General features: G+C 74.2%; 25 protein-coding genes, 1 tRNA gene and 1 pseudogene. 22 read left to right on the top strand and 5 right to left on the bottom strand.

Annotated features, from left to right (window positions below; translation table 11 throughout):
- Nucleotides 1–126 precede the first annotated feature (126 nt).
- From steA to pyrG, 3 genes are read left to right on the top strand one after another with little or no spacing between them, the layout of a single operon-like run.
- Nucleotides 127–1,302, top strand: a complete 1,176-nt coding sequence (gene steA, locus ABD160_RS26630; protein WP_344027291.1) for a putative cytokinetic ring protein SteA — start codon at nucleotides 127–129, stop codon at nucleotides 1,300–1,302.
- A complete protein-coding gene (locus ABD160_RS26625) occupies nucleotides 1,299–2,225 on the top strand; it encodes a copper transporter (protein ID WP_344027289.1) in 927 nt (308 codons plus the stop codon). The genes steA and ABD160_RS26625 overlap by 4 nt, the downstream gene beginning before the upstream one ends.
- A gap of 6 nt (nucleotides 2,226–2,231) precedes the next feature.
- Nucleotides 2,232–3,989, top strand: a complete 1,758-nt coding sequence (pyrG, locus tag ABD160_RS26620; RefSeq protein WP_344027287.1) for a CTP synthase — start codon at nucleotides 2,232–2,234, stop codon at nucleotides 3,987–3,989.
- A 58-nt stretch (nucleotides 3,990–4,047) separates the two neighbouring features.
- Here the strand turns inward: pyrG and ABD160_RS26615 are convergent, their stop codons facing one another.
- Together ABD160_RS26615 and ABD160_RS26610 are read right to left on the bottom strand one after the other, a co-directional pair.
- On the bottom strand, nucleotides 4,048–5,295 hold the full coding sequence (locus tag ABD160_RS26615; RefSeq protein ID WP_344027285.1) for a YeeE/YedE family protein: 1,248 nt from the start codon (nucleotides 5,293–5,295) through the stop codon (nucleotides 4,048–4,050).
- Between the two features lie 3 nt (nucleotides 5,296–5,298).
- Nucleotides 5,299–6,366: a sulfurtransferase gene (locus ABD160_RS26610; protein ID WP_344027283.1), complete on the bottom strand. Its 1,068-nt coding sequence runs from the start codon at nucleotides 6,364–6,366 to the stop codon at nucleotides 5,299–5,301.
- Nucleotides 6,367–6,764: 398 nt separating this feature from the next.
- Here ABD160_RS26610 and ABD160_RS26605 point away from each other — a divergent pair, with 398 nt between their 5' ends.
- The gene (locus ABD160_RS26605; protein WP_344027281.1) at nucleotides 6,765–7,400 is read left to right on the top strand and encodes an NUDIX domain-containing protein; all 636 of its coding nucleotides are present in this window, start codon (nucleotides 6,765–6,767) and stop codon (nucleotides 7,398–7,400) included.
- Between the two features lie 34 nt (nucleotides 7,401–7,434).
- Here ABD160_RS26605 and ABD160_RS26600 read toward each other — a convergent pair whose 3' ends face one another.
- Nucleotides 7,435–8,169 carry a DUF1707 domain-containing protein gene (locus tag ABD160_RS26600; protein WP_344027279.1) on the bottom strand — a complete coding sequence of 245 codons (735 nt, stop codon included), beginning with the start codon at nucleotides 8,167–8,169 and terminating at the stop codon, nucleotides 7,435–7,437.
- 71 nt (nucleotides 8,170–8,240) lie between these two features.
- Here ABD160_RS26600 and ABD160_RS26595 point away from each other — a divergent pair, with 71 nt between their 5' ends.
- From ABD160_RS26595 to ABD160_RS26510, 18 genes and pseudogenes are all read left to right on the top strand, one after another.
- Nucleotides 8,241–9,233 (top strand): LLM class F420-dependent oxidoreductase, encoded by a 993-nt coding sequence (locus ABD160_RS26595; protein ID WP_344027277.1) that lies wholly within the window; start codon nucleotides 8,241–8,243, stop codon nucleotides 9,231–9,233.
- Between the two features lie 7 nt (nucleotides 9,234–9,240).
- Entirely contained in the window at nucleotides 9,241–10,164 is a 924-nt protein-coding gene (locus ABD160_RS26590) for a site-specific tyrosine recombinase XerD (RefSeq protein WP_344027275.1), read from the top strand.
- A 132-nt stretch (nucleotides 10,165–10,296) separates the two neighbouring features.
- A complete protein-coding gene (locus ABD160_RS26585; protein WP_344027273.1) occupies nucleotides 10,297–11,157 on the top strand; it encodes an endonuclease domain-containing protein in 861 nt (286 codons plus the stop codon).
- A gap of 110 nt (nucleotides 11,158–11,267) precedes the next feature.
- Nucleotides 11,268–11,948, top strand: a complete 681-nt coding sequence (locus ABD160_RS26580) for a DUF4097 family beta strand repeat-containing protein (protein WP_344027271.1) — start codon at nucleotides 11,268–11,270, stop codon at nucleotides 11,946–11,948.
- Nucleotides 11,949–12,139: 191 nt separating this feature from the next.
- Nucleotides 12,140–13,033: a ParA family protein gene (locus tag ABD160_RS26575; protein WP_344027269.1), complete on the top strand. Its 894-nt coding sequence runs from the start codon at nucleotides 12,140–12,142 to the stop codon at nucleotides 13,031–13,033.
- Between the two features lie 5 nt (nucleotides 13,034–13,038).
- Nucleotides 13,039–13,899 (top strand): annotated as a pseudogene (locus ABD160_RS26570) (segregation and condensation protein A); the annotation flags it as partial.
- 322 nt (nucleotides 13,900–14,221) lie between these two features.
- Nucleotides 14,222–15,370 carry an SMC-Scp complex subunit ScpB gene (scpB, locus tag ABD160_RS33405; protein ID WP_425563667.1) on the top strand — a complete coding sequence of 383 codons (1,149 nt, stop codon included), beginning with the start codon at nucleotides 14,222–14,224 and terminating at the stop codon, nucleotides 15,368–15,370.
- Between the two features lie 5 nt (nucleotides 15,371–15,375).
- Complete coding sequence (locus ABD160_RS26560; RefSeq protein ID WP_344027267.1) at nucleotides 15,376–16,137, top strand: pseudouridine synthase; 762 nt, start codon at nucleotides 15,376–15,378, stop codon at nucleotides 16,135–16,137.
- Between the two features lie 2 nt (nucleotides 16,138–16,139).
- Nucleotides 16,140–16,502: a chorismate mutase gene (gene aroH / locus ABD160_RS26555; RefSeq protein ID WP_344027265.1), complete on the top strand. Its 363-nt coding sequence runs from the start codon at nucleotides 16,140–16,142 to the stop codon at nucleotides 16,500–16,502.
- Nucleotides 16,503–16,619: 117 nt separating this feature from the next.
- Nucleotides 16,620–17,294 (top strand): (d)CMP kinase, encoded by a 675-nt coding sequence (cmk, locus tag ABD160_RS26550; protein ID WP_344027307.1) that lies wholly within the window; start codon nucleotides 16,620–16,622, stop codon nucleotides 17,292–17,294.
- The gene (locus ABD160_RS26545; protein WP_344027263.1) at nucleotides 17,291–17,992 is read left to right on the top strand and encodes a lysophospholipid acyltransferase family protein; all 702 of its coding nucleotides are present in this window, start codon (nucleotides 17,291–17,293) and stop codon (nucleotides 17,990–17,992) included. The genes cmk and ABD160_RS26545 overlap by 4 nt, the downstream gene beginning before the upstream one ends.
- A gap of 57 nt (nucleotides 17,993–18,049) precedes the next feature.
- Nucleotides 18,050–19,462 (top strand): ribosome biogenesis GTPase Der, encoded by a 1,413-nt coding sequence (der, locus tag ABD160_RS26540; protein WP_344027305.1) that lies wholly within the window; start codon nucleotides 18,050–18,052, stop codon nucleotides 19,460–19,462.
- 2 nt (nucleotides 19,463–19,464) lie between these two features.
- Nucleotides 19,465–20,463 (top strand): quinone oxidoreductase family protein, encoded by a 999-nt coding sequence (locus ABD160_RS26535; protein ID WP_344027261.1) that lies wholly within the window; start codon nucleotides 19,465–19,467, stop codon nucleotides 20,461–20,463.
- 31 nt (nucleotides 20,464–20,494) lie between these two features.
- On the top strand, nucleotides 20,495–20,734 hold the full coding sequence (locus tag ABD160_RS26530) for a hypothetical protein (RefSeq protein WP_344027259.1): 240 nt from the start codon (nucleotides 20,495–20,497) through the stop codon (nucleotides 20,732–20,734).
- A 25-nt stretch (nucleotides 20,735–20,759) separates the two neighbouring features.
- Nucleotides 20,760–23,708: an ATP-binding protein gene (locus ABD160_RS26525; protein ID WP_344027257.1), complete on the top strand. Its 2,949-nt coding sequence runs from the start codon at nucleotides 20,760–20,762 to the stop codon at nucleotides 23,706–23,708.
- A 98-nt stretch (nucleotides 23,709–23,806) separates the two neighbouring features.
- Complete coding sequence (locus ABD160_RS26520) at nucleotides 23,807–24,592, top strand: DUF5995 family protein (protein ID WP_344027255.1); 786 nt, start codon at nucleotides 23,807–23,809, stop codon at nucleotides 24,590–24,592.
- A gap of 26 nt (nucleotides 24,593–24,618) precedes the next feature.
- Nucleotides 24,619–25,347: a LuxR C-terminal-related transcriptional regulator gene (locus ABD160_RS26515; RefSeq protein ID WP_344027253.1), complete on the top strand. Its 729-nt coding sequence runs from the start codon at nucleotides 24,619–24,621 to the stop codon at nucleotides 25,345–25,347.
- 26 nt (nucleotides 25,348–25,373) lie between these two features.
- A tRNA-Pro gene (locus ABD160_RS26510) sits at nucleotides 25,374–25,447 on the top strand.
- Nucleotides 25,448–25,773: 326 nt separating this feature from the next.
- Here ABD160_RS26510 and ABD160_RS26505 read toward each other — a convergent pair.
- Nucleotides 25,774–25,926: a hypothetical protein gene (locus tag ABD160_RS26505; protein ID WP_344027251.1), complete on the bottom strand. Its 153-nt coding sequence runs from the start codon at nucleotides 25,924–25,926 to the stop codon at nucleotides 25,774–25,776.
- 66 nt (nucleotides 25,927–25,992) lie between these two features.
- On the bottom strand, nucleotides 25,993–26,863 hold an 871-nt coding region (locus ABD160_RS26500; protein ID WP_344027249.1), incomplete at its 5' end, for an IS3 family transposase.

Raw genomic sequence — 26,863 nt, 5'->3', positions numbered from 1 at the left:
ACCCGGGGATGGTCGCACCGGGGCGTCCGGCAACCGGGTGAGACCGCCCGGCCCGGCGGGGGAACCGGCGGCCCGGCCCGGCGTGCCTTCGCCGTCACAGCCGTCCCACCTGCCACAGTGCGACCCATGAAGCTGTCCGGCCTGCTGCACCGTTCGCGACCGGAGCTGCCGGGCCTGACCGGCCCGGTCCGCACCGACCGCCGTACCGAGGCCCTGCTGCGCCGGCTCCGGCCCGGCGACATCGCCGTCCTCGACCAGGTCGATCTCGACCGCGCCACCGCCGACGCGCTGGTGGCCGCCCGGGTCGCCGCGGTCGTCAACGCCGCGCCGTCGATCTCCGGCCGGTTCCCCAACCTCGGCCCGCAGGTGCTCGTCGAGGCGGGCGTCCCGCTGGTCGACGACTGCGGCGCCGAGATCATGCGCGCGGTCAAGGACGGCGCGAAGGTCCGGCTGCACGACGGGGTCCTCTACTCCGGGGAGCAGCCGCTCGGCGAGGGCCGGGTGCAGACCGAGGACACCGTCGCCGACGCGCTCGACGAGGCCAAGTCCGGCCTCACCCACCAGCTCGAGGCGTTCGCCGCCAACACCATCGAGTTCATGCGCCGGGAGCGCTCGCTGCTGCTCGACGGGCACGGCGTGCCCGAGGTCGACGTCCCGCTCGACGGCAGGCAGGTGCTGGTCGTCGCCGCCGGGTTCGAGCACAGCCGGGTGCTGAAGCGGCTGCGCGCCTACATCAAGGAGTACCGGCCGGTCCTGATCGGCGTCGGGGCCGGCGCCGACGCCCTGATGAACGCCAGGTACAAGCCGGACCTGATCGTCGCCGACCCGTCCGAGGTGTCGAACCAGGCGCTGACCAGCGGCGCCGACGTCGTCGTCCCGGCCTTCCCGGACGGGCACGCGCCCGGCCTGCACCGGGTGCAGGATCTCGGCGCCAGCGCGGTGACGTTCCCGTCGATGGCCAATCCCGAGGACCTCGCCCTGCTGCTCGCCCACCACCACGGTGCGGCGATGATCGTCACCGTCGGGCTGTCCGCGTCGATGGCCGAGTTCCTCGACCGCGGCCGCTCCGGCAGCAACGCCTCCACCTTCCTCACCCGGCTGCAGACCGGCGGCTCGGTGGTGGACGGCGCGATGATCGCGCAGATGTACCGCAGCCGGTCGTCGTTCGCGCCGCTGCTGCTGCTCGTCGCGGCGGCGATCGTCGCCGTCGTCGTCGCCGTGCTGGTGTCCGGCGCGGGACCCGCGGTCCTGGAGTGGGCGCGCGGGATCGTGGAGACCGTGCGGGCCTGGTTCCCGGCGTGATCTCGCGGCGCTACCACCGGATCGCCCTCGTCGCCGTCTTCGTGCTGGCCCTCGCGGCCGGCGTGGTGATCGCGACCGTCGGCCTGCCGCAGCGGATCGCGGCCACGGTCGCCGCCTCGGCCACGACGAGCGAGACCGACCAGCTGCGGGCCGAGCGGGACACGCTCGCCGCCCGGCAGGCGTCCGGCGACGAGTTCACCGCCCTGATCGGTCCGGACGTCGTGCGGGACACGCTGACCGGGGTGCCGGTCACCGTCGTCGCGCTCGGCGCCGATCCGGCCGACACCCGGGCCGTCGCCGAGCTCGTCGCCGCCGCGGGCGGGACCGTCGCCGCCGAGGTCGTGCTCACCCCGGCCGTCACCGACCCGGCCCGGGCCGACCAGCTCCGCGACCTGTCCGCGCGGCTGCTGCCCTCCGGTGCGCAGCTGCCCGCGTCGTCCGAGGCCGGCACGCTGGCCGGCGGGCTCCTGGGCGCCGCGCTGTTGGTCCCGGCCGACGGGGCCGCACCCGACCCGCAGCAGGCGTCCGCCGTGCTCGCCGGGCTCGCCGGCGGCGGGTTCGCCGAGCAGCCGACCGGCGACCCGGCGGCGGGGCGGCTCGCCGTCGTCGTCACCGGGGAGCAGTTCGGCGGCGTCGACGCCGCCGGCTCGGCCGCCACCGCGACCGCGCTCGCGGCCGAGCTGGACCGCCGCGGCGCCGGTGCGGTGCTGGCCGGGCGGGACGCCGCCGCGCACGGCGCGGTCGGCGCGGCCCGCGCGGCCGGGGATCCGCTGTCCACCGTCGACGGCGTCGGCACCGGCGCCGGACGGATCGCGACCGTGCTCGCGCTCGCCGAACGCAACGGCGGCGGGACCGGTCACTACGGCTCCGGGGACGGTTCGGAGGGCCCGGTTCCGGCCGTCCCACAGCGATCGGTAGGCTGAAACTCCGTGCAGACTCGCGCCACCCGTCATCTGTTCGTCACCGGTGGGGTCGCCTCCTCGCTGGGCAAGGGACTGACCGCCTCCAGCCTCGGTCAGCTGCTCACCGCGCGCGGGCTCCGCGTCACGATGCAGAAGCTCGATCCGTACCTCAACGTCGATCCCGGGACGATGAACCCGTTCCAGCACGGCGAGGTCTTCGTGACCGAGGACGGCGCGGAGACCGACCTCGACATCGGCCACTACGAGCGGTTCCTCGACCGGGACCTGCAGGGCCGGGCGAACGTCACCACCGGCCAGGTCTACTCCGAGGTGATCGCCAAGGAACGCCGCGGCGAGTACCTCGGCGACACCGTGCAGGTCATCCCGCACATCACCGGTGAGATCAAGGACCGGGTGCTCGCGATGGCCGCGCCGGACGCCGAGGGCATCGCACCGGACGTCGTCATCACCGAGGTCGGCGGCACCATCGGCGACATCGAGTCGCTGCCGTTCGTCGAGGCGGCCCGCCAGGTCCGGCACGAGGTCGGCCGGGACAACTGCTTCTTCCTGCACGTCTCGCTGGTGCCCTACCTGGCGCCGTCCGGTGAGCTGAAGACGAAGCCGACCCAGCACTCGGTCGCCGCGCTGCGCAACATCGGCATCCAGCCCGACGCGCTGGTGCTGCGCGCCGACCGGGAGATCCCGGACGCGATGAAGCGCAAGATCTCGCTGATGTGCGACGTCGAGATCGACGGCGTCGCCGCCGCACCGGACGCCCCGTCGATCTACGACATCCCGAAGGTGCTGCACGGCGAGGGGCTCGACGCCTACGTCGTCCGGCGGCTCGGGCTGCCCTTCCGCGACGTCGACTGGACCGTGTGGGGGGACCTGCTCGACCGCGTCCACCACCCGCAGGAGACCGCGACGATCGCACTCGTCGGCAAGTACGTCGACCTGCCCGACGCGTACCTGTCGGTGACCGAGGCGCTGCGCGCCGGGGGGTTCGCCCACCGCGCGAAGGTCACGATCCGCTGGGTCCCCTCGGACACCTGCGAGACCCCGGCCGGTGCGGCCGAGGCGCTCGACGGGGTCGACGCCGTCCTCGTGCCGGGCGGGTTCGGCATCCGCGGCATCGAGGGCAAGCTCGGCGCGATCACCCACGCACGCACCTGCCGGATCCCCACCCTCGGGCTGTGCCTCGGCCTGCAGTGCATGGTGATCGAGACCGCGCGCAGCGTCGCCGGGCTGGACGGCGCGAGCTCCTCGGAGTTCGACCCGGACACCCCGCACCCGGTGATCTCGACGATGGCCACCCAGCGCGACGTCGTCGCCGGGGAGCGGGACATGGGCGGGACCATGCGGCTCGGGGCGTACCCGGCCGTGCTGGCGCCCGGATCGGTCGTCGCGAAGGCGTACGGGTCCCGGGAGGTCTCCGAACGGCACCGGCACCGGTTCGAGGTCAACAACACCTACCGCCAGCAGCTGACCGAGGCCGGGCTGGTGTTCGGCACCTCGCCGGACGGCACCCTGGTCGAGTTCGTCGAGCTGCCCGAGTCGACGCATCCGTTCTTCGTCGGCACCCAGGCGCATCCGGAGCTGAAGAGCCGGCCGACCCGGCCGCACCCGCTGTTCGCGGCGTTCGTCCGCGCCGCGCTGCGCTACCGGGCCGAGGAGCGGCTGCCGGTCGAGCTGCCCGGCCGGCACGGCAGCGCCGCGGAGGACACCGCGGCCGAGGCCGGTTCGAACGGCGTCGCCCCGGCCGAGAGCACCGCGGGCCCGACCTGACGGCGCATCCCCGGCGGGATGTCACCCGCTCGCGGCGGCCGGGTACCCGGCCGCCGCGTCAGATGCGGTGCAGCCCCAGCCGGAACCCCAGCCACAGCGCCGGGACCAGCCCGGCCGCGAAGATCCAGCCGGACAGCGCGAACGCCTGGATGCCCGACAGCAGCACGCCGAACGTGCAGCCGATCGCCGTCATCGCACCCCAGCCGAGCAGCAGCCCGCCGAGCAGCGCGCTCACCGCCCCGGGCGCGGTCAGCGGCTCGATGCGGAACCGGCGCCCCGGCAGCGCCGCGGCGAGCGACCCCACGACCAGGCCGATGATCAGCCAGCCGTTCGCGAGGACCGTCTCGGCGACGACCGTGGCGCAGCCGGCGAAGGTGTCCAGGCCGTGCAGGGTCGCCGGGAGCACACCGGCGCCGTCCAGCACGGTCCGGGTGCTGCTGCCGATCTGCCGGGTCACCCCGAGCGGCTCCACCCGCAGGTAGGCGGCGACGCCGATCAGGCCGACCAGCGCTCCGGTCAGCAGCGTCGGCCAGCGCCGTTCGACCAGGCCGCGGCCGATCCCGGCGAGCGTGATCGCGCGCTCGGGACGGGCCGGTTGCCGGGGGAGCCGGCGCAGCAGCAGCACGGCGGGCACCGCCAGTGCGGCCAGCGTGACGGCGAGCGCCCCGGCGATGCCCAGGGTGCTCGGCAGCCACGGCGCCGGCGCGGTGGACAGCGCGGCCAGGTACAGCGCGTTCCAGGTCAGGAAACCGAGCCCGAAACCGGCCGCGGTGCCCAGCAGTGCCGGGACGGCCCGTAGCGAGCCCTCACCGAGCCGGTAGAGGTGGCCGCCGATGCAGCCACCGGAGAGCACGACGCCGGTGCCGAACGCGGCGCCGGCCAGCAGCACCGTCCACGCCGCCGGGCCGATGTGCGCCCCCGGGGGCAGCCCGCCGGCCCCGGGATCGGGCACGAACAGCGAGAACACCACCGCGTACCCGGTCGCGCCGACCGCGAGGGCGGCCAGGATCGCGTAGCTGCCGGTGGAGTCGCGGTGCTCGAACAGGTCCCGGAAGATGCAGAAGAAGCAGAACCGGCCGCGCTCGCAGACGATCCCGAGCGCCGCACCGACGAGCAGCGAGAACGCCGCGTCGGCGCCGTGCGCCGGCGCGCCGTGCAGCAGCACCGCCCCGGTCGCGAGCGCCCCGGCCAGTGCCAGCGCGACCGCGGTGCGGACGGTGTCGGCCCGGGTCCAGCGCCGGGCCCCGGCGGGCGGGAGCCCGGTCCCCCCGACCGTGGGGGAACCGGGCTCCGGAGTGGCTGTCATGGGTTACGCGACGCCCCAGACGGTGCCGGCGTTGTTGACCACCGGGACGCCGACGGTGTTGCCGTACTCGGTCCAGGAGCCGTCGTAGAGCTGCACGTCGTAGCCGAGGATCTGGCTGAGCACGAACCAGGTGTGGCTGGCGCGCTCACCGATCCGGCAGTAGGCGACGATCGGCTTGCTGCCGTCGATGCCCTGCTCCGCGTACAGCGCGCGGAGCTCGTCGACCGGCAGGAAGGTGCCGTCGTCGGCGACGGCCTCGGACCAGGTGACGTTCACCGCGCCGGGGATGTGCCCGGCCCGCACGGCGGTCTCCTGGAAGCCCTCGGGGGCGAAGATCTCGCCGTTGAACTCGGCGGCGCCCCGGATGTCGACGAGCGCGGTGTCGGTCTCGGCGCCGCTCTCCGCGGCGCGCGCCACCTCGACCACGTCCGGCAGGAAGGCCCGCAGGTTCGGGTCCGCCTCGCCGGCCTCCCAGCTGCCCTGGCCCGGCTGCGGGGCGCCGACGTCGAGGGTGCGGCCCTCGGCCTCCCACTTCACCCGGCCGCCGTCGAGCAGCTTGACGTTCTCGTGGCCGTAGAGGTTGAACACCCACGCACCCCAGGCGGCGAACCAGTTCTCCTTGTCGCCGTAGAGCACGACCGTGGTGTCCGGGTCGATACCGCTGCGCCGGGTGAGGGCGGTGAAGTCCTCCCTGCTGACGACGTCCCGGTTCACCGTCGAGACGAAGTCGGTCGTCCAGTTGTAGTTCCAGGCGCCGGGGATGTGACCGCGTTCGTAGACCCCCGGTTCGGTGCTGACCTCGATCACCCGGATCGACGGGTCGTCCAGGTTCGCGGCCAGCCACTCGGTGCTGACGACGACGTCGGAGTAGTTGTCCTCGACGATCGGGGTGCCCGCGGCGGCGGGGCGTCCGGCCTGGTCACCCCCACCGCTGACGGCGACGATGCCCGCGACGACGGCGACCACCGCGACGATCGCGGCACCGATCAGACCGAGGCGACGCCATCTGCCGGAACCGGATCCGGGATCGGCGTCGTCGGGTGCGGACGTGGACGGGGTGGGGCTCGACATCGGTTCTCCTGGAACGGGTTGGGCACGCCGCGGCCGGCTCGCGAGCACGGGGTGCGCGGGCGGGAGGGAGCGCGCCGGACGGCGCGCGGAGGATCGCGCTCACGCGGGACCGGACTCGGCCCGCGGAGGGGGGATCAGCGGCGGGGTCGACAACCCTGCGAGGAGACACGGGCCATGTCCACATGACGACGACGCGTCAGGAGGATGGTCCGGCTCATGCCGAGAATCCTTTGTGTCGGGTTCGTCCAGAGTCAAGGCCGCGCGGTCACCGAGACCGATTCGTGACCCGTACGGGCGAATGCTCCTGCGCGGCGGGACCGCGGGGGAGCAGTAGTGTCCCGTGGGGTGAAGATCAGGCGCTGGCCGGCCCCCGGCCCCACGTCCCCGGTCGCCGGATCGTGACCCGCCCCGGCGAGCACGACTTCCCGGTCCGCTCGGCCACCGACATCTACTCGGGCCGGGTGATGGCGCTGCGCTCGGACCGGGTGGTCATGCCCGGCGGGCGGGTCGCCACCCGGGAGATCCTGGAACATCCCGGCGCGGTCGCCGTCCTGGCGGTCGACGACGACCGGCGGGTCCGGATGCTGCACCAGTACCGGCACGCGGTGCGGCGCAGGCTCTGGGAGCTGCCGGCCGGGCTGCTGGACGTCGCCGGGGAGGACCCGGTCGTCACCGCCGGTCGCGAGCTGACCGAGGAGGCGGGGCTGTCCGCGGCCGACTGGGCGGTGCTGCTCGACGTCGTCCCGTCCCCGGGCTTCTCCGACGAGTCGGTCCGGATCTTCCTGGCCCGCGGGCTCACCGAGCAGCCGCGGCCGGTGCTGCGTGACGACGAGGAGGCCGATCTGGAGCTGCGCTGGATCCCGATCGACGAGGCCGTCGCGATGGTGTTCGCCGGCGAGATCGTCAACGCGGTGACCTGCGCCGGGCTGCTCGCCGCCGGCGCCGTGCTGGCCGGGGACGCCGAGCCGCGGCCGGTCGGGACCGAGTGGGTGGACCGGCCGGAGCGCTTCGCCCGCCGCCGGGACGGTGACTGATCAGGCACGGTGACTGATCAGGGACGGTGGCCGGTCAGGGGCGCAGCGGCCGGCCCGCCGGGTCGGTCGGGCTGCCGGCCAGGATCACGATCCCGTCGACGAACGACCAGATCGCCCCGAACCCGAAGGTGAACAGCGTGACCAGCAGCTGTGCCACCGCCAGCCCGGTGTGCCCGGTGTAGAACCGGCCGACGCCGAACGGCAGGAACAGCTGCAGCAGGCCGCCGACGATCCGCTGCCGGTCCGAGTACGGGCGCCCCGAGTACGGCTCCCGGCCGAACGGGGCCGCCGCGTCGTAGCCGGCGTAGGCGCCGTAGACGGGCGGGCCGGGATGCGGTGGATAGGCGTTCGGGTACCCGTCGTACCAGGCGGGGGTGGACTCGTGCCCGGGTGCGAACCCGGGGAAGGCCGGTTGCCGGGCGCCGTGGGCCGGTGGCCACGGCGGCGCGGTGCGGTGGTCCGGGCCGGGTCCCGTCGCGCCGCCCGCCGGGTACGCCGCCGTCGCACCGGCCGATCCGGCGGACGTGCCGTCGGCGGGGGGTGCCGCGGTCGCCCCGCCTTCCCCCGGACGCACCCCCGGCGGGAAGTCCGGATGCGGCTCGGGCAGGTCGGTGAACAGCGCCGCCAGCTCGGCCCACGAGCCCGCCGCGCGCGCCCGCCGGACCCGCTCGTCGAACGCGCCGACCTCCAGGCGGCCACCGGTGAAGTGCAGGGACAGTGCCCGCACCGCGTCCTCCTGCTCGGCGTGGCCGAGGTCCCCGGTGCTCATGGTGGCGACGGTATATCCGGGCGGGCCCGGGCGACATGCCGCCGTCGGCGGGTCGGTCCTAGGCTCGGTGCATGCGCTTCGGACTCTTCGTGCCCCAGGGCTGGCGACTCGATCTCGTCGGTATCGACACCAACGCCCAGTGGGACGTCATGCGTGGCCTCGCCGAGTACGCCGACCGCGGCGACGTGTGGGAGTCGGTGTGGGTCTACGACCACTTCCACACCGTCCCCGCACCGACCGACGAGGCCTGTCACGAGGCGTGGAGCCTGATGGCCGCGTTCGCCGCCAGCACCGAGCGGGTGCGGCTCGGCCAGATGTGCACCTGCATGGCCTACCGCAACCCCGCCTACCTGGCGAAGGTCGCGGCGACCTGCGACGTCATCTCCAAGGGCCGGGTCGAGATGGGCATCGGCGGCGGCTGGTACGAGCACGAGTGGCGGGCCTACGGCTACGGCTTCCCGCGCCCGGGCGTGCGGCTCGGGATGCTCGACGAGGGCGTGCAGATCTTCGCGCAGGCGTGGCGGGAGGGCCGGGCCACCCTGGACGGCAAGCACTACCAGGTCGACGACGCGATCGTCGCCCCCAAGCCGCTGCAGGACGGCGGCATCCCGCTCTGGATCGCCGGCGGCGGGGAGAAGGTCACCCTGAAGATCGCCGCGCAGTACGCGCAGTACACCAACTTCGACGGCACCCCGGAGGGCTTCGCGCACAAGTCCGAGGTGCTCGCCGGGCACTGCCGCGAGCTGGGCACCGACTTCGACGCGATCGTCCGGTCGGCGAACTACAACATCGCGATCGGGTACACCGAGGACGAGGTCGAGGACCGGCTGCAGCAGCTCGTCGCCCGGCTGGAGCCGCTCGTCGGGGCGGAGAAGGCCCAGGGCGCGCTCGGTGCGTTCCGCGGGATGCCCGGCTGCGGCACCCCCGAGCAGATCGTCGAGAAGCTCTCCGCGCTGCAGGACAAGGGGATGAGCTACGCGATCTGCTACTTCCCGGAGGCCGCCTACGACCGGTCCGGGATCGAGCTGTTCGAGCGCGAGGTCGTCCCGGCACTGACGGGCTGAGCCGGCGGTGCCGTCCCCGGAGCGGGTCGTCGAGGACTACCTCGGCCATCTCGCCGTCGAGCGCGGGCGGGCGCAGAACACGCTGCGCTCGTACCGGCTCGACCTGGACCGCTACACCGAGCACCTGGCGTCGTCGGGGCGCGACGATCTCGCCGCGGTGCGGGAGGCCGACGTCTCGGCGTTCGTGGCGGCGCTGCGCACCGGGGAGCGGCCGCTCGCCGCGTCGTCGACCGCACGGGCGCTGGCCGCGGTGCGCGGGCTGCACCGGTTCGCGGTCCGGGAGGGGATCGTGCCGGCCGACGTCGCCGCCGCGGTGGCGCCGCCGTCGTTGCCGTCCCGGCTGCCGAAGGCGCTCTCGGTGGACCAGGTCGACCAGCTCCTGGCCGGCTGCGTCGCCGACGGCCCGACCGGATTGCGGGACCGGGCGCTGCTGGAGCTGCTGTACTCGACCGGCGCCCGGATCTCCGAGATCGTCGGCGCCGATCTCGACGACCTGGATCCCGAGGCGCGGACGATCCTGTTGCACGGCAAGGGGAACAAGCAGCGAATCGTGCCGGTCGGGCGGCCCGCGCTGGCCGCCGTCGACGCCTACCGGGTGCGCGCCCGCCCGGTGCTCGCCACCCGCGGCGCCGGGAGCCCGGCGCTGCTGTTGAACGCCCGTGGCGCCCGGCTGTCCCGGCAGAGCGCGTGGCACGTGCTGCGCGCGGCCGCCGAGGCGTCCGGGCTGGAGCCGGCGGTGGTGGCGTCGGTGTCCCCGCACACCCTGCGGCACTGCTTCGCGACGCACCTGCTCTCCGGCGGGGCGGACGTGCGCGTGGTGCAGGAGCTGCTGGGGCACTCGTCGGTGGCGACGACCCAGATCTACACCCACGTCACGGTGGACACGCTGCGCGAGGTCTACGCCACGGCGCATCCGCGCGCCCGCGGCTGATCACCGATCGGGAACCGGGACGTCCGGTGGCCGACCGTCCCGGTTCCCGATCCGTGATCACCCGGGTTCGCGGGGGCGAACCGTTGTGCCCGATCCGGGCCGGGCCCGGACCGGGGTGGGCAGGGTCGGGGGATGGACCTGGCACGGGTGCTGCGGGAACAGGACGGCGTGCTCACCGCCGCCCAGGCCGCGGCCTGCGGGATCTCGGCGCAGGCCGCCCGGCGGCGGATCGCGGCCGGTCGGTGGTCGGCGCCGTTCCCGGGGGTGTTCCACGATCGCGGGCACCGGTACGGGCCGCGGGCCCGGATCCGCTCGGCGGGGCTGTGGTCCGGCGGTGTGGTGTCCGGCCCGGCGGCGGCGTGGTGGTGGGGGATGCTCGACGTGGTGCCTGCGGTCGTCGACGTCACGGTGCCCCGGAGCAGGCGCCGGCGGCCGCGTCCGGGGGTCCGGGTGCGGCGGCGCGACCTCGATCCGGCCGACCGGGTGCTGCGCCACGGGCTCGGGATCACCGGCCGCCCGCTGACGGTGCTGGAGGCCGCGGCCGCGCTCGACGACGGATCGGCGCTGGTCGACCGGGCCCTGCAACGGTGGGTCACGTTCGACGCGCTGCACGGCGCCTGGTGCCGGACGGCCGGGGCCACCGGCGCCCGCCGGGCCCGGGAGCTGCTCGTCGCCGCGGCCGACCGGGCCGGATCGGGTGCGGAGCGCCGGCTGGTCCGGGTGCTCCGCTCCGCCGGCATCGACGGCTGGGTGCTCGGCCACCGGGTCGGCCCGTACGAGCTCGATCTCGCGTTCCCCGCGGCCCGGCTCGGCGTCGAGTTCGACGGCTGGGCCTGGCACAGCGACGTGGTCCGGTTCCGCAACGACCGCCGCAAGGGCAACGAGCTCGCGGGCGCCGGCTGGACGGTGTTGCGGGTGACCTGGCACGACCTGGACACCGCACCGGGCCGGATCGTCGCGCAGATCCGGCACGCGCTGCGCCTCGCGGGCTGATCACGGATCGGGAACCGGGACGACCGGTGGCCGACCGTTCCGGTTCCCGATCCGTGATCACCGGACCCGGCGGCGGGGGCCGGGATCGGACGGACTACGTTCCGGGATCGATGCGATACGGAGCGTGGGTCGTCGGGGCCGTGGCGTCCCTGGTGGTGGCCGGGTGCGCGAGTGCGGGGCCCGAGCAGCAGGAGAACGTCAGCGACCGGATCGACGGGGCCGTGGCCCGGGTCGAGATCGACTCGGACGCGGGTCCGGTGCGGCTGGTCGCCGGTGCGGAGTCGTCGGTCGAGCAGGACCTGCGCTGGACCGGGGACGCGCGGCCGCAGGTCGAGCACCGGCTGGACGGCGACGTCCTGCGGATCAGCGCCCGCTGCCCGAACTCCGGCGGCGAGCGCTGCCAGGCCGGGCTGGTCGTCACCGTGCCGGCCGAGGCGTCGTCGCGGGTGGAGCTCTCCGCCGGCGGCATCGAGATCTCCGGCCTGACCGGCGAGCAGGACGTCCGCACCAGCGCGGGCGAGGTCACCGGCACCGGCCTCGGGCCGGGTTCGGTCACCGCGTCGTCCAGTGCGGGCGGGGTCGACCTGCGGTTCGCCGAGGCGGCCCCGGAGGTGACCGCGGAGTCGACGGCCGGGCAGGTGGACGTCCGGTTGCCGATCGGTCCCGCCTACTGGGTCACCGCCGAGACGACCGCCGGCAGCAGCACCGTCGAGGTGCCCGACCAGCCCGGCGCCGATCACCGCGTCATCGCGCGCAGCACGGCCGGGAGCGTCTCGGTCACACCGGGCTGAGCTGCACCGCGACACGCCGGGCCCGGGCGGCGGGGAACCGTCACCGGGCGCGGGTAAGGTTGCGACATCAGTTCGCGAGGTGCACGGCGAGGCGCGTTGCCGCACGTGGGGGCGGTTCCTACAGTGCGGGTCGGGATCGGTGCAGCTGTCCCGGGACCCGGTACGCACCCCACGACGAGACCGGAGACCGCATGAACCCCACGCGGCCGGAACCCCAGGACCGGCTCGACGACTCGGCCGACGAGTCGTCGCCGACCCCGGGGCGAGGCATCCCCAGCACCAGCAGCCGCGCGCCGGAACCGGCGCCGCTGACCGTGCACGGCCCCGCCCGGGTGATCGCCGTGGCGAACCAGAAGGGCGGCGTCGGCAAGACGACGTCCACCATCAACCTCGGGGCGGCGCTCGCCGAGTACGGCCGCAAGGTCCTGCTCGTCGACTTCGACCCGCAGGGTGCGCTGTCGGTGGGGCTCGGCGTGCAGCCGCACCAGCTCGAGTCGACCGTCTACAACCTGCTGATGGAGCGCGACGTCGAGGCCGACGAGGTGCTGCAGGACACCGGCGTCGAGAACATGGACCTGCTGCCGTCGAACATCGACCTGTCCGCCGCCGAGGTGCAGCTGGTCACCGAGGTCGGCCGCGAGCAGGCGCTCGGCCGGTCGCTGAAGCGGTTCCTGCCCGACTACGACGTCGTCCTCATCGACTGCCAGCCCTCGCTCGGCCTGCTCACGATCAACGCGCTGTCCTGCGCCGACGAGGTGCTGATCCCGCTGGCCTGCGAGTTCTTCTCGCTGCGCGGGGTCGCGCTGCTGATGGACACGATCGACAAGGTCACCGACCGGCTCAACCCGGACCTGCGGCTGCTCGGCGTACTGGCGACCATGTTCGACACCCGGACGCTGCACACCAAGGAGGTGCACGACCGGGTCGTCGAGGCGTTCGGCGAGAAGGTGTTCGACGCCGTCATCAACCGGACGATCAAGTTCCCGGAGACGACGGTCGCCGGCGAGCCGATCACGGTCTGGGCGCCCACGTCGTCCGCGGCGGCGTCCTACCGGATGCTGGCCCGGGAGGTCATCGCCCGGTGACGCTGCTGGCCGACGGTCCGGGTGGGCCCGTCCCGGAGAACCTGGACGACGGCGACGTCGCCGCCCCGCGGTCCCGGCGGTTCACCGTGCGCCTGACGAACTTCGAGGGCCCGTTCGACCTGCTGCTGCAGCTGATCGGCAAGCACGAGCTCGACGTCACCGAGATGGCGCTGCACAAGGTCACCGACGACTTCATCGCGCACCTGGCCGATCTCGGCGACGACGCCGACCTCGACGAGACCACCGAGTTCCTGGTCGTCGCGGCCACCCTGCTCGATCTGAAGGCGGCCCGCCTGGTGCCCGGCGCCGAGGTCGAGGACGACGAGGACCTCGCCCTGCTCGAGGCGCGCGACCTGCTGTTCGCCCGGCTGCTGCAGTACCGGGCCTACAAGCAGGCCGCGCAGCTGTTCGTCGAGCTGGAGAACGGCGCGCTGCGCCGGTTCCCGCGCTCGGTGTCGCTGGAGGACCGGTACGCCGAGCTGCTGCCCGAGGTGCTGCTCGGGGTGGACGCCGACGCGTTCGCCGAGCTCGCCGCGGCGGTGTTCCGGCCGCGGCCCCCGCAGGAGGTGGGCGTCGACCACCTGCACGCGGTGCACGTGTCGGTCGCCGAGCACACCCAGCTGCTGCGCGAGCGGCTCGCCGTCGCCGGGACGGCCACCTTCGCCGAGCTGACCGCCGACTGCGTCGGCACGCTGGAGGTCATCGCCCGGTTCATGGGCCTGCTGGAGCTGTACCGGGAACGCTCGGTCGCGTTGGAGCAGCCGGAGCCGTTCGCCGATCTCACCGTCACCTGGACCGCCGACCGCGCCGTCGACCCGGTCGCGTACGCGGCCGCGCTGGAGGACGAGCGGGCCGCGGCGGAGGAGGCGGTGCGGGCCAGGAACAAGCGGCGCCGCAAGAAGAACCGCGCCGACGACGCCGTGTCGGACGATGTTGTGTCGGACGATGCGCTGGATGCTGTGTCGGACGATGCTGTGCCGGACGATGCGCTGGACGCCGGGCCGGACGACGCGCCGGACGCTGGGTCGGATGAGGCGACCGGTGCCGGGGCGGATGACGCGCCGGGCACTGATGCGGACGCCGGGACGCCCGCCGCGCCGGAACCGGAGATCGGCGCCGGAGGTCCGGAGCACGATGCCGGACCGCGGGAGGGCTCGGTGCCCGATGGCGAGGGGACCGGGACGGCCGGTGGCTGAGCCGGACGACCGGCCGGGATCCGACGACCCGGAGGACCCGTCCGAGCTGATGCGCCTGATCGGCCGGACGGTGCCGCGGAGCCCGCACGCCGGCACGGAGCGGACAACGGCCGGGCCGGACGAGAACCGGATCGACGTCCGGGACGACGACGAGCCGGCACGCACCCGGGCCCCGGGGACGGAGCCGGCCCCGGCGACTGACCGCCCATCCGACGACCCGGCAGCCGGCGACCCGGCATCCGACGACCCGGTAGCCGATGACGCGGTAGCCGATGACGCGGTAGCCGACGAGGCAGCAGCCGATGACCCGGCAGCCGACGATTCCGCAGCCGACGACCTGGTAGTCGATGACCTGACATTCGACGACACGGCATCCGACGAGCCAGCAGCCGATGACCTGGCAGCGGATGACTCCGCAGCCGACGACTCCGCAGCCGACGACCTGGCCGCCGACGACCTGGCCGCCGACGACCCGGCAGTCGACGAGACGGCAGCCGATGACCCGGCAGCCGACGAGTCCGCAGCCGACGAGTCCGCAGCCGACGAGTCCGCAGCCGATGACCTGGCCGTCGACGACCCGGCACTCACCGAACTCACCGACGACACCGAGCTGGAGAAGGCCCTCGAGGCGCTGCTGCTGGTCGTCGACACCCCGGTGGACGAGGAGTCGCTGGCCACGACGCTCGGCCAGACCCCGGTGCGGATCCGGCAGACGCTCGACCGGATGTCGTTCAGCTACACCGCCGACGCCCGCGGCATCGACCTGCGCCGGGTGGGCGGCGGCTGGCGGTTCTACACCCGCGACCGGTACGCCCCGTACGTCGAGAAGCTGCTGCTCGACGGCCAGCGTGCCCGGCTCACCCGGGCCGCGCTGGAGACCCTCGCCGTCGTCGCCTACCGGCAGCCGGTGACCCGGGCACGGGTCGCCGCGGTCCGTGGGGTGAACTGCGACGGCGTGCTGCGGACCCTGCTCACCCGCGGGCTGGTGGAGGAGGCGGGGACCGAGGAGCACACCGGAGGGACACTGTTCCGGACCACCGAGGTGTTCCTGGAACGGCTCGGGCTCTCGTCGGTGCAGGAGCTGCCCCCGCTGGCGCCGCTGCTGCCCGACATCGACGCGATCGACGACCTGGAAAGCTAGAGGACATGAGCAACACACACGACCCCGACGGAGTCCGGCTGCAGAAGGTGCTGGCCCGCGCGGGTGTCGCCTCCCGGCGGGCCGCGGAGGAGCTGATCGCGCAGGGGCGCGTGCAGGTCGACGGCGTGACCGTCCGCGAGATGGGCCGCCGGATCGACCCCGAGACCGCCGTGCTGCACGTCGACGGCGCCCGGGTCACGCTGCGCGACGACCAGGTGTACCTGGCGCTGAACAAGCCGCGCGGCCTGCACTCGACGATGTCCGACGACCTGGGCCGGCCCTGCATCGGCGATCTGCTCGCCGACCGGGTCGAGCTGATGAACGAGGCGCAGCGGCTGTTCCACGTCGGACGGCTGGACGCCGAGACCGAGGGCCTGCTGCTGCTCACCAACGACGGCGAGCTCGGCCACCGGCTGATGCACCCGTCCTACGAGGTGCCCAAGACCTACCTGGCCGAGGTGGAGGGCCGGATCGCGCGGGACCTGGGCCGGCGGCTGCGGGACGGGATCGAGCTGGACGACGGGCTCGCCCGCGTCGACTCGTTCAAGCTGGTCGACTCGCTGCCCGGCCGGGCGACCGTGGAGCTCGTCCTGCACGAGGGGCGCAAGCACATCGTGCGGCGGATGCTCACCGAGGTCGGGCACCCGGTGCAGCGGCTGGTGCGCACCGCCGTCGGGGAGGTCCGGCTGGGCAACCAGAAGCCGGGCAAGCTGCGCCCGCTGGACCGGGTGGAGATCGGCTCGCTCTACAAGGCCGTGGGGCTGTAGCGGTGGCGGTGCGCGCGCTGCGCGGGGCCACCCAGGTCGACGCCGACGAGCGGGAGCAGATCCTGGACCGCTCCGCCGAGCTGGTGAGCGCCGTCCTGGAACGCAACGAGCTGGTCGCGGCGGACATCATCTCGATCTGGTTCACCGCGACCCCGGACCTGACCGCGGAGTTCCCGGCCTACGCCGCCCGGCTGCTCGGGCTGACCGACGTGCCGCTGATGTGTGCCACCGAGATGTCGGTCCCGGGCGCGCTGCCGCGGGTGCTGCGGCTGCTCGCCCACGTGGAGACCCCGAAGGCGCGCTCCGAGATGCGGCACGTCTACCTGCACGGGGCGCGGGCGCTGCGGACCGACCTGCCCCAGTAGGACACCCCGCCCCGGACGTGCCGTACCGGACCGGCGAGAATGCCCTACGGATCAACGGGCACGGGATCACAGGTACGACAGGGTGGGGGACAGGTGGCCTTGCGGGGCGTCGTCGCGATGGACGGTCCGTCCGGGACGGGCAAGTCGACCGTCTCCCGGCGGCTGGCGCAGGCCTGCTCGGCCGCCTACCTGGACACCGGTGCGATGTACCGGGCGGCGACCCTCGCCGTGCTGCGCGCCGGGCTCGGCGATGACGCCCCGGCCGCGGAGCTGGCCCGGGTCGCGACGGCGGCGTCGATCGAGTCGGGCACCGACCCGTCGGCACCGACCATCACCCTGGACGGCGCCGACGTGTCCGCCGAGATCCGCGGCCCCGAGGTGACCGCGCTGGTGTCGGCGGTCTCCGCGGTGCCCGAGGTCCGCACCGAGCTGGTCGCCCGGCAGCACGCGCTGATCCGGGCGGCGGTGGACGGCGGGGGCGGCATCGTCGTCGAGGGTCGCGACATCGGTACCGTGGTGGTGCCGGAGGCGCCGCTGAAGGTGTACCTGACGGCGTCGCCGGAGGTCCGCGCGGCGCGGCGCGGCCGGCAGGACGCGCGGGCGGGCCGGGAGTCCGACCTGCACCGCACCCTCGCCGACGTCGAGCGGCGGGACCGGCTGGACTCGTCCCGCCGGGTGTCGCCGCTGTACGCGGCGGCCGACGCGCTCGTGCTCGACACCGACCTGCTCTCCGCGGACGCCGTGCTGGCCCGGCTGCGGGAGCTGGTCGCGGAACGGGGGCTGGGCGGGTGATCCGCCCGGGTGCCGGGCCGTCCGGGCTGACCCCCGGGAGCGTCGGCTGGTTGCACGACCTGGCACGATGGCTCGGTACCTGGATCTTCACGCCGTTCTACCGGATCCGGGTGCGGCACCGGGACCGGATCCCCGCCGAGGGTCCGGTGGTCGTCGTCGCGAACCACAGCGCGTTCGTCGACGGTCCGCTGCTGTTCGGCATGTTCGGGCGCCGGGTGGTGTTCCTGGTGAAGCAGGAGATGTTCCGGGGGCCGCTGCGGCTGCTGCTGCCGGCGCTGGGCCAGATCCCGGTCCGCCGGGAGGTGGCCGACCGGCGGCCGCTGACCGCCGCGCTGGACGTGCTGCGCGGCGGTGGCGTGGTCGCGGTGTTCCCCGAGGGCACCCGCGGCACCGGTGAGGTCGCCGCGGCCCGGCAGGGGGCGGCCTGGCTGGCCAGGGCGGCGTCCGCGCCGGTACTGCCGGTGGCGGTGCGCGGGACACGGCGGCCGGACGGATCGGGACGCAGGTTCCGGCCCACGGTCGACGTGCTGGTCGGTCCGGCACTCGCCGCCCCGTCCGTCCCCGGGCGGGACGGGCTGGCGGCGGCGACCGCGGACGTCGCGGAGGCACTGCGGGCCCTGGTCCGCGAGCTCGGCCGCGACGGGCCGTGCAACGGAGACAGCTATGAGGCCGGATCGAACCGGCCGGGACGTGAGTGACAGGTGAGTGACAACAGGAGCGGCGCCGACATCGTCGGGGACGCCGACCGGGTGGAGATGGACCGGCTGGGACTCGATCCCGCCGAGTTCGTCGCCGTCGACGAGGAAGGGCAGGTCGCGGCCGGGATCGACCCGGACGAGGTGCTCGCCACCCCCACCCTGGCGGTGGTCGGGCGGCCCAACGTCGGCAAGTCCACGCTGGTCAACCGGCTGCTGGGCCGCCGTGAGGCGGTCGTGCAGGACGTGCCGGGGGTGACCCGCGACCGCGTCGTCTACGACGCGTTGTGGAACGGCCGCCGGTTCAAGCTGATGGACACCGGCGGCTGGGAGCCGGACGCCGCCGGACTGCAGGCGTTCGTCGCCCAGCAGGCGGAGACCGCGATGCGCACGGCCGACGCCGTGCTGCTCGTGGTGGACGCCTCGGTCGGGGCGACCGCCACCGACCAGGCCGTCGCCCGGGTGCTGCGCCGCGCGGACGTGCCCGTCCTGCTGGCCGCCACCAAGGTCGACGACGACCGGCTCACCTCCGACACCGCCGAGCTGTGGCGGCTCGGGCTCGGCGAGCCGCACCCGGTGTCCGGCCTGCACGGCCGCGGCTCCGGTGACCTGCTCGACGCGGTGCTCGAGGTGCTGCCGGAGACCCCGCGCGACGACTTCGGCGCCTCCGGGGCCGGGCCGCGCCGGGTCGCGCTGGTCGGCAAGCCGAACGTCGGCAAGTCGAGCCTGCTCAACAAGCTGTCCGGGGAGATCCGGTCGGTGGTGCACGACGTGGCGGGCACCACGGTCGACCCGGTCGACTCGCTGGTCGAGCTGGACGGCGAGGTGTTCCGCTTCGTCGACACCGCCGGGCTGCGCAAGCGGGTCAAGATGGCCTCCGGGATGGAGTACTACGCGTCGCTGCGCACCAGCTCCGCGATCGAGGCCGCCGAGGTCGCGCTGGTGCTGATCGACGCCTCCGAGCCGATCGCCGAGCAGGACCAGCGGGTGCTGACGATGGTCGCCGAGGCGGGCCGGGCGCTGGTCATCCTGTTCAACAAGTGGGACCTCGTCGACGAGGACCGGCGCGAGCAGCTGACCCGGGAGCTGGAGCGGGACCTGATCAGCGTCCGCTGGGCGGAGCGGGTCAACGTCTCCGCGCTGACCGGCCGCGCCACCCAGCGGATCACCCCCGCGATGCGCCGGGCGCTGGCCTCGTGGGACACCCGGGTGCCCACCGGCCGGCTCAACCAGTGGCTCAACGACCTGGTCGCGGCCACCCCGCCGCCGGTCCGCGGCGGCAAGCAGCCGAAGATCATGTTCGCCACCCAGGCGCAGACCCGGCCGCCGACGTTCGTGCTGTTCACCTCCGGCTTCCTGGAGGCGGGCTATCGCCGGTTCGTCGAGCGGAAGCTGCGCGAGGAGTTCGGGTTCGGCGGCACCCCGATCCGGCTGTCGGTCCGGGTGCGTGAGAAGCGCCCGCGGAAGAAGTGACGATGCGCGCGCTGCTCGGCGGCCGTCCCGGGGCCCGGTCCTGGGAGCTCGGTGAGCGCACCGTGCCCGAGCCCGGCGCCGGCGAGCTGCTGGTGCGGGTGCGGGCGGCCGGCCTGAACCGGGCCGACCTGCTCGCGCTCGGCGGCGGCTACCCGGTCCCGCACGCCGGGCCGGACGGCGTGTTCGTCGCCGGGATGGAGCTCGCCGGGGAGGTCGTCGCGGCCGGGCCGGGGACGGCCGGCCGGAGCCTGGGCGACCGGGTGTTCTGCAGCGCGCCCGCGGCGTTCGCCGACTACGCCGTCGTCGACGCCCGGCGCGCGCTGCCGGTCCCGGCCGGGCTGTCCTGGACCGACGCCGCCGCGCTGCCGGTGGCGCTGGAGACGGTGCACGACGCGCTGGTCACCCAGGCCGGTTTCGGCACCGCCGGTGCGGTGCTGGTGCTCGGCGGGACGACCGGCGTCGGGCAGGTCGCGATCCGGTTGGCGCGCGCCCTCGGCGCCGATCCGGTGCTCGCGACGACCACCTCGCAGGCGAAGCGGGCGGCGATCGCCGCGGCCGGGGCCGATCCGCTGGTCGGGCCGGACGGGCTCGCGGACGGGCTGCTCGCCGCGACCGATGGCGCCGGGGTGGACGTCGTCCTCGATCTGGTCGGCGGCGACCAGCTCGCCGCCGCGCTCGGCGGGATCCGGATCGGCGGGACCGCGATCCAGATCGGCCGGCTCGCCGGCCCGTCCGCCACGCTGGACCTGAACACGCTGTCGTTCCGGCGGCTGCGGCTGATCGGGACGACCTTCAGCGTGCGGACCGCCGACGAGCGGGCCGCGGTCGCCGCCGCGCTGACACCGGTGCTCGACCTGGTCGCCGACGGCCGGGTCCGTGCCACCGTCGACCGGATCGTCCCGTTCGGTGAGGCCCCGGCCGGGCTGGAGCACCTGCGGTCCGGTGCGGCGGTCGGCAAGGTGGTCCTCGATCTCGCCGATCCCGTACCGGGGCAGGCGTAACCGACACGTCGTGTCCGGCGAGTGCGCAGTCGTGACGGCGTTCGAGCGGTGGTGGGTCTGGCGGCTGCGGGCCGCCTGCGTGCTCGCCCTCGCCCGCCACGGCGGCGACGCGCTGGTCGGCGACGCGTGCACCGAGGCGTCCTGGTACGCCGACATGATGCACCCGTGGGACGGCTGCGGCTGCGAGCCCGCCGCGCGGGTCTACGCCTGGCTGAGCATCCTGACCGCCCGGCGGGTCCTGGCGGAAGGGTCCTTTTCCCTGGATCGGTGATAACACCGTCACTAGCCTGTGTCCGGTGAGAGACACACCGGCGGGGCGCCCCTTCCACGGTCGCACCGCCGAGCTGGACCTGCTGCGCTCAGCTTTGCGCGATACCGTCGTCAACGGTGCGTCCGCGGTGCTGCTCGGTGGCGACGCCGGGGTCGGCAAGACCCGCCTGGTCACCGAGTTCGGCCGGTGGGCGGTCGCCGACGGGACCGTCGTGCTGACCGGCCGGGCGCTCGACATCGCCGACGCGCCGTCGTTCTGGCCGGTGGTGTCGGCGCTGCGCGAGCACGCCCGCACCGGCACCGGGGAGGCGGCGCGGACGTTCGCCGCCGCGCTGGGCGACCTGGACGGCACCGACGGGGCGTCGGCGGCCGGCCGGGTGGAGATGCTCGGCGAGCTGTGCGGGCTGGTCGGGCGGGCCGCCCGGGACTCGCCGGTGGTGCTCGTCGTCGACGACCTGCACTGGGCGGACCGCTCGACCCGCGACCTGTTCGCCTACCTGCTCGCCGGGCTCGCGACCGAGCGGGTGCTGCTGGTCGGGACCTACCGCGACGATCCGGCGGGCGGCACCCCGGCCACGCTGCTGCCGCTGGTCACCGAGCTGCGCAGGCACCGGACGGTCACCTTCCGCCAGGTGCGGCCGCTGCCCCGGGCGGCGCTCGCCGAGCTGCTCGGGATGTGGCTGCCGGACCGCCCGGACCTGGAGCCGATGGTCTGGGCGCACTCCGCCGGCAACGTGTTCCTGGCCGAGCAGACCGTCCGGGCGGTGCTCGACGGCGACCCGCGCGGGGTCCCGCAGACGGTGCGCGAGCTCGTCCGGGCCGGGGCGGCCGGGCTGTCCGCGGGCGCCCGGGACGTGGTCCGCGCGGTGGCGGCCGGGGTCGGCGACGTCGAGCACCCGCTGCTCGCCGCCGTCCTCGACCGGTCCGGGGCGGAGCTGGCGGTCGCGGTGCGGGAGGCGGTCGACGCCGGGTTCGTCGTCGCCGCGGGCAACGACGGCTACGCGCTGCGGCACGGCCTGATGACCGAGGTCGTCGCCGGGGACCTGCTCCCGGCCGAGCGGGTCGACCTGCACGAGCGGTACGCGCGGGCGCTCGCCGGCCACGAGGGCCCCGGGGTCGCGGCCCGGCTCGCGCACCACTGGCAGCGGGCGGGGCATCCGGCGCAGGCGCTCGCCGCCACCCTGGCGGCGGCCGAGGAGGCCGAACGGCTGCGCGGCTACGCCGAGGCGCACCGGCACTGGCTGCGGGCGGCGACCCTGCCGGTGGCCGGCTCCGCCGCGGCCCGCGGCGGCTTCCTGGAGCGGGCAGCGGCCGCCGCCGAGCTCGCCGGGGACCACGAGTCGGCGGTCGCGCTGCTCGCCGAGCGGCTGGCGGGCCCGCAGGCGCCGACCGGGATGGACGAGGCCGTGCTGCGCTCCCGGCTGGCCCGCTACCTGATGTCGGCGGGACAGGCCGCCGAGGCCGAGGAGGCGGCCCGCCGGGCGGTCGCCGCGCTGCCCGACGATCCCGGCGGCGGGGCGCCCACCGACGCCGCCCGCGCCGAGGTGCTGGCCGGGTACGCCACCGCGCTGCTGACCCGGGCCGACTTCTCCGCCGCGCGCCGGGTGGCGCAGCAGGCGCTCGTCCCGGCCCGCCGGGTCGGTGAGCCGCGGGCGCTGGCGTCGGTGCTGGCGGTGCTCGGGTTCGGCGCGGCGTTCACCCGGGACGGCGGCGCCGGGCTCGAGGCGCTGTCCGAGGCGGTCGGGATCGCCGAGGCCTCCGGCGACCCGGTGACGCTGGGGGAGTGCCTGCAGCAGCGGGCCGAGCTGCTGTCCGGCCCGCTCAACGCGCTCGACGACGGCGTCGCCGAGGCACTGGCCGGCGCCGAGCGGATGGCCGAGCTGGGACTGGGCCGGACGGCGGCGGTGTCGCTGCGGGCGATGGCCGCGAACGGGATGTTCCGGCGCGGCACCTGGGACGACGCCGAGCGGCAGGTGACGCTGGCCTGGGCGGCGGCACCGGCCGGCGCCCAGGCCGTCGAGGTGCGGCTGGCCAGGGCGCGGCTGCGGATGGGCCGCGGCGACCTGGACGGCTCCGAGGAGGACCTGGCCGCGGTCGAGCTCGTCGCCGGCTCGGCGGGACTGCCGAAGCTGCGACTGCCGCTGCTGATCCTGCGGGCCGGGCTGGAGATGTGGCGGGGCCGCCCGGAGATCGCCCGCGACCACGTCGGTGCGGGGCTCGACGTCGTCGAGTCCGGGATCGACGACGTCTGGGCGTACGCACCGCTGCTCTGGCACGGCGCCCGCGCGCACGCCGAGGCGGTGCTCGCCGGCCGGGCGGCGGACCCGAGTGGGCTGCGCAGGCTGCGCAGGCACCGCGGGGAGCTGGTCTCCCGGGGCGACCGGTCCGTGCCGGCGCTGCGCGCGGTCCTGGCGACGTTCGAGGCGATGTGCACCGCCGAGGACTCCCGGGTCACCCCCGGGGCCGACGCCGGGACCTGGGCCGGGGTGGCCGACCTGCTGGAGCGGTTGGGCCAGCCCTACCCGACGGCGTACGCCCGGCTGCGCAGCGGCGAGGCGCTGCTCGGCGCGCGGCGGGCCGGCGCCGGTGCCGACGAGCTCGGTCGCGCGGCGACCGGCGCGCGGGAGCTGCGGGCCGCCCCGCTGCTCGCCGAGATCGCCGACATCGCCCGCCGCGCGCGGGTGCCGGTCCCGGAGCTCCCGGTGATCATGGCCCAACCGGCCAGGGACCGGGCGCCGCAGGCCGGACCGGCGCCGGACAACCCGCTGACCCTGCTCACCGACCGCGAGCTCGAGGTGCTCGAGGTGCTGGCGGACGGCGCGACGAACAAGGAGATCGCGGCGGCCCTGTTCATCGCCCCGAAGACCGTCGGTGCCCATCTCGCCCGGATCTTCGCCAAGCTCGGCGTCACCAACCGGACGCAGGCCGCCGGGGTGCTGCGCCGGCACGTCCCCGAACGCGGTGTGACGGAATAGGGCACGCCTCCCGGTAGCGGTAGGGCATTCACCCGATGGCCCGGCAGGGGTGGCCGGGCGAGGCTTGGGCGCACGCCGACACGCCCCAGGAGGCCCGGGTGACCACGTTGATCGAGACGCCGTCGGGTGGACGCGACGCCGGCCCGCCGGGCGGGCGGGCGCGGATCGCCGCACTGCTCGCCACCACCCCCGAGGACATCGACGGCGTCGTCGCCCATCTCGAGCAGCTGCAGGAGATCCTGGAGCAGGACTACGGGCAGCGCGACGGCCTCGCCTGTTTCAACCACCTGTACCTGCACATCACCCGCGGGATCCGGCACCAGCTCGACGGCGACCACTTCTCCGACCGGGACTTCCTGGTCCGGCTCGACGTCGAGTTCGCCCGCCGCTACTTCACCGCGCTGCTCGCCGAGGCGACCGGATCACAGCCGCCGCGCGCCTGGGGGGTGCTGCTGGAGCGCCGGTCGCACCCGCGGATCGACCCGATGGAGTACGCCGTCGTCGGGGTGAACGCACACGTCAACTTCGATCTGGCGCCGGCCGTCGTCCGGACCTGCACGGTGCTCGGCCGGACGGCGCTGGGACCGGCCGAACGGGCCGACTACCGGGCCGTCAACGACGTTTTCGCGCTGCACATGAACAAGCTGATCGAGCACTTCGAGGGCTGGCTGGGCGACGCGTTCGACGGGACGGTCGCCGAACAGCTCCTCGGCGCGGTCGCCGACGTGCCGGTGGTGCTCGCCCGCGAGGTCGCGTGGCGGCAGGCGCTGGAACTGTGGGAGCAGCGGTCGCGGCCGACCGAGTACGAGCGCGAGATCGACGCGCTCGACCGGCGCACCGCGCTCATCGGACGGGGACTCCTCACGCTGGGATCCCTGACATGACACCCGCCCGCGTGAGGGACGGGCGGGTGTCATCGTCATCGGCGGGCCCGCCGCCGCCGAACACCGGTGCCGTGCTGATCGTCGACGATCACGAGCTCGTGGGGGCGTCGCTGGCGGAGGCGCTGCGCCGGGACGGCGAGCGGGCCCGCTTCCGGCCCGCCCACTCGGTGGCGGACCTGTACGAGGCCGTGGACGGCGTCGAGCCGGGACTGCTCGTCCTCGATCTCGACCTGGGAGTCGACGAGAACGGGCGGCGGATCGAGACCATCCCGATGATCCCCACGCTCCGCGCCGCCGGATGGCGGATCCTGGTGCTCTCCGGCAGCTCCAATCCGCTGCGCATCGGGGCGGCCCTGCACCACGGCGGCTTCACCTGGGTGTCGAAGTCCGCGCCGATGACGACACTGCTCGCGGCGATCCGCGAGGCCCGCGCCGGCCGCTCGCTGCTGGCACCGGCCCGGCGGGAGGAGCTCGTCCGCGGCTACCTCGAATGGGAGCGCCGGCAGCGCGCCGTGCGGACCAAGCTCGCCACCCTCACCCGCCGGGAACGGGAGGTGCTGGATCTGCTCGCCTCCGGGATGCGGGCCCAGGCCATCGCCGAGCACTTCGTGGTGTCCCTGCCGACCGTGCGGACGCAGGTGCGGGCGGTGCTGGCGAAGCTCGGTGTGGGGGCCCAGCTGGAGGCCGTCGCGCTGGTGCGGAGCGTGGATCCGGGGGAGGAGACCCCCGGCATTCCGGGACGTGGGGTGCGGTAGTCTTCGGGTGCCCCGCGAGGGGTGGCCGGGACGTGGCGCAGCTTGGTAGCGCACTTGACTGGGGGTCAAGGGGTCGCAGGTTCAAATCCTGTCGTCCCGACGGTCGGAACGAGGCGGCATCACCGTACGGTGATGCCGCCTTCGTTATGTCTGAGCTGCGGATATGCTCTTTTCCATGATCATAGGATAATCGTCTTATATGATCATGATTGAGTCCACTGTGGTCCCAATCTGGAGCAGATCTGGAGCACGGTGCTTCAGGCTGCGAAATGGGGTCGGGTTCTGCTCCAGGATTCTTGTGCCGTTCGGGTGAACTTGGGGCGGTTCGGGTTTGTTCGCTGCGGTACGGCGTTGGGGGTGTCGAGTGGTGGGCAGTGATCGTTTCGGGGACCTCGTGTGGTCAAGGGGTCATGTGGCGGCGGCAAGTCAGTCGGTCTCTCGCGCGAAGATCCCGTCGGCGATCGTGTTGAGCCGTCGCGCCATGTCCCGGAGTAGACGCGCTTGGCTGGCATCGCCGAAATGACTCTCGGCTGAACCTCCTTCGGCGTCGGCGTCGGCGTCGGCGTCGGCGTCGGGCATGGCGTGGCGGACCGCAGCGCTGCGGCGGTAACTGGGGACTGGTGCGCCGATAGGTGACAGCTGGGTTTAGGCCGCCAGGCTGACGGTCGGGTTCATGATGGTCTCGTACTCGATGGGGGTCAATCGGCCCAGGCTGTCCTGCCGGCGGCGGCGGTGATAGGTCCGCTCGATCCAGGTGATGATCGCGATCCGGAGTTCCTCTCGAGTGCGCCACCGCTTGCGGTCCAGGACGTTCTTCTGCAGCAGGGCGAAGAAGGACTCCATCGCGGCGTTGTCTCCGGCAGCACCGACTTTCCCCATCGATCCGATCAGGTGGTGGCGGTGCAGAGCACGCACGAACTTCCTGGAGCGGAACTGCGATCCGCGGTCCGAATGCACGATGCAACCCGCGATGTCGCCGCGGCGGATAACGGCATTGTCCAGGGCGTTCACTGCAAGTCGGGACTTCATTCTGGAGTCCATGGAGTAGCCCACGATCCGACCCGAGAAGACGTCCTTGACCGCGCAGAGGTAGAGCTTGCCCTCGCCAGTCGGGTGCTCCGTGATATCGGTCAGCCAGAGTTCGTTGACATCGTCAGCGGTGAAGTCTCGCTGGACGAGATCATCGCGCACTGGCGGGCCGGGCCGCTTGCCGTTCTTGCCTCGCTTCTTCCCGAAAGCGGAGAACCACTGGTTGTCCCGGCAGATCCGCCATGCGGTCCGCCGACACATCACCTCGCCAGCATCGGCGGCTTCGTCGGCCAGCAGTCGGTAGCCGAAGGTGTCATCGTCGCGGTGCGCGTCGAACAGGGCGTTGGCCCGGTAGGCCTCGACCAGTTCGGCCTCGGTGACCTGCTGTTTCCGCCAGCGGTAGTAGGGCTGGCGGGAGAGCTTGGGCCTGTCAAGATCTCTGTGTAAGTCGATCCAGAAATTGTCAGGACAGGTAGGGACTGAGACG

Source organism: Pseudonocardia kongjuensis (assembly GCF_039526905.1).
Classification (GTDB): Bacteria; Actinomycetota; Actinomycetes; order Mycobacteriales; family Pseudonocardiaceae; genus Pseudonocardia; species Pseudonocardia kongjuensis.
Note: the sequence above shows the minus strand (reverse complement) of the source record. Positions and strands in the feature narration are given on the sequence as shown.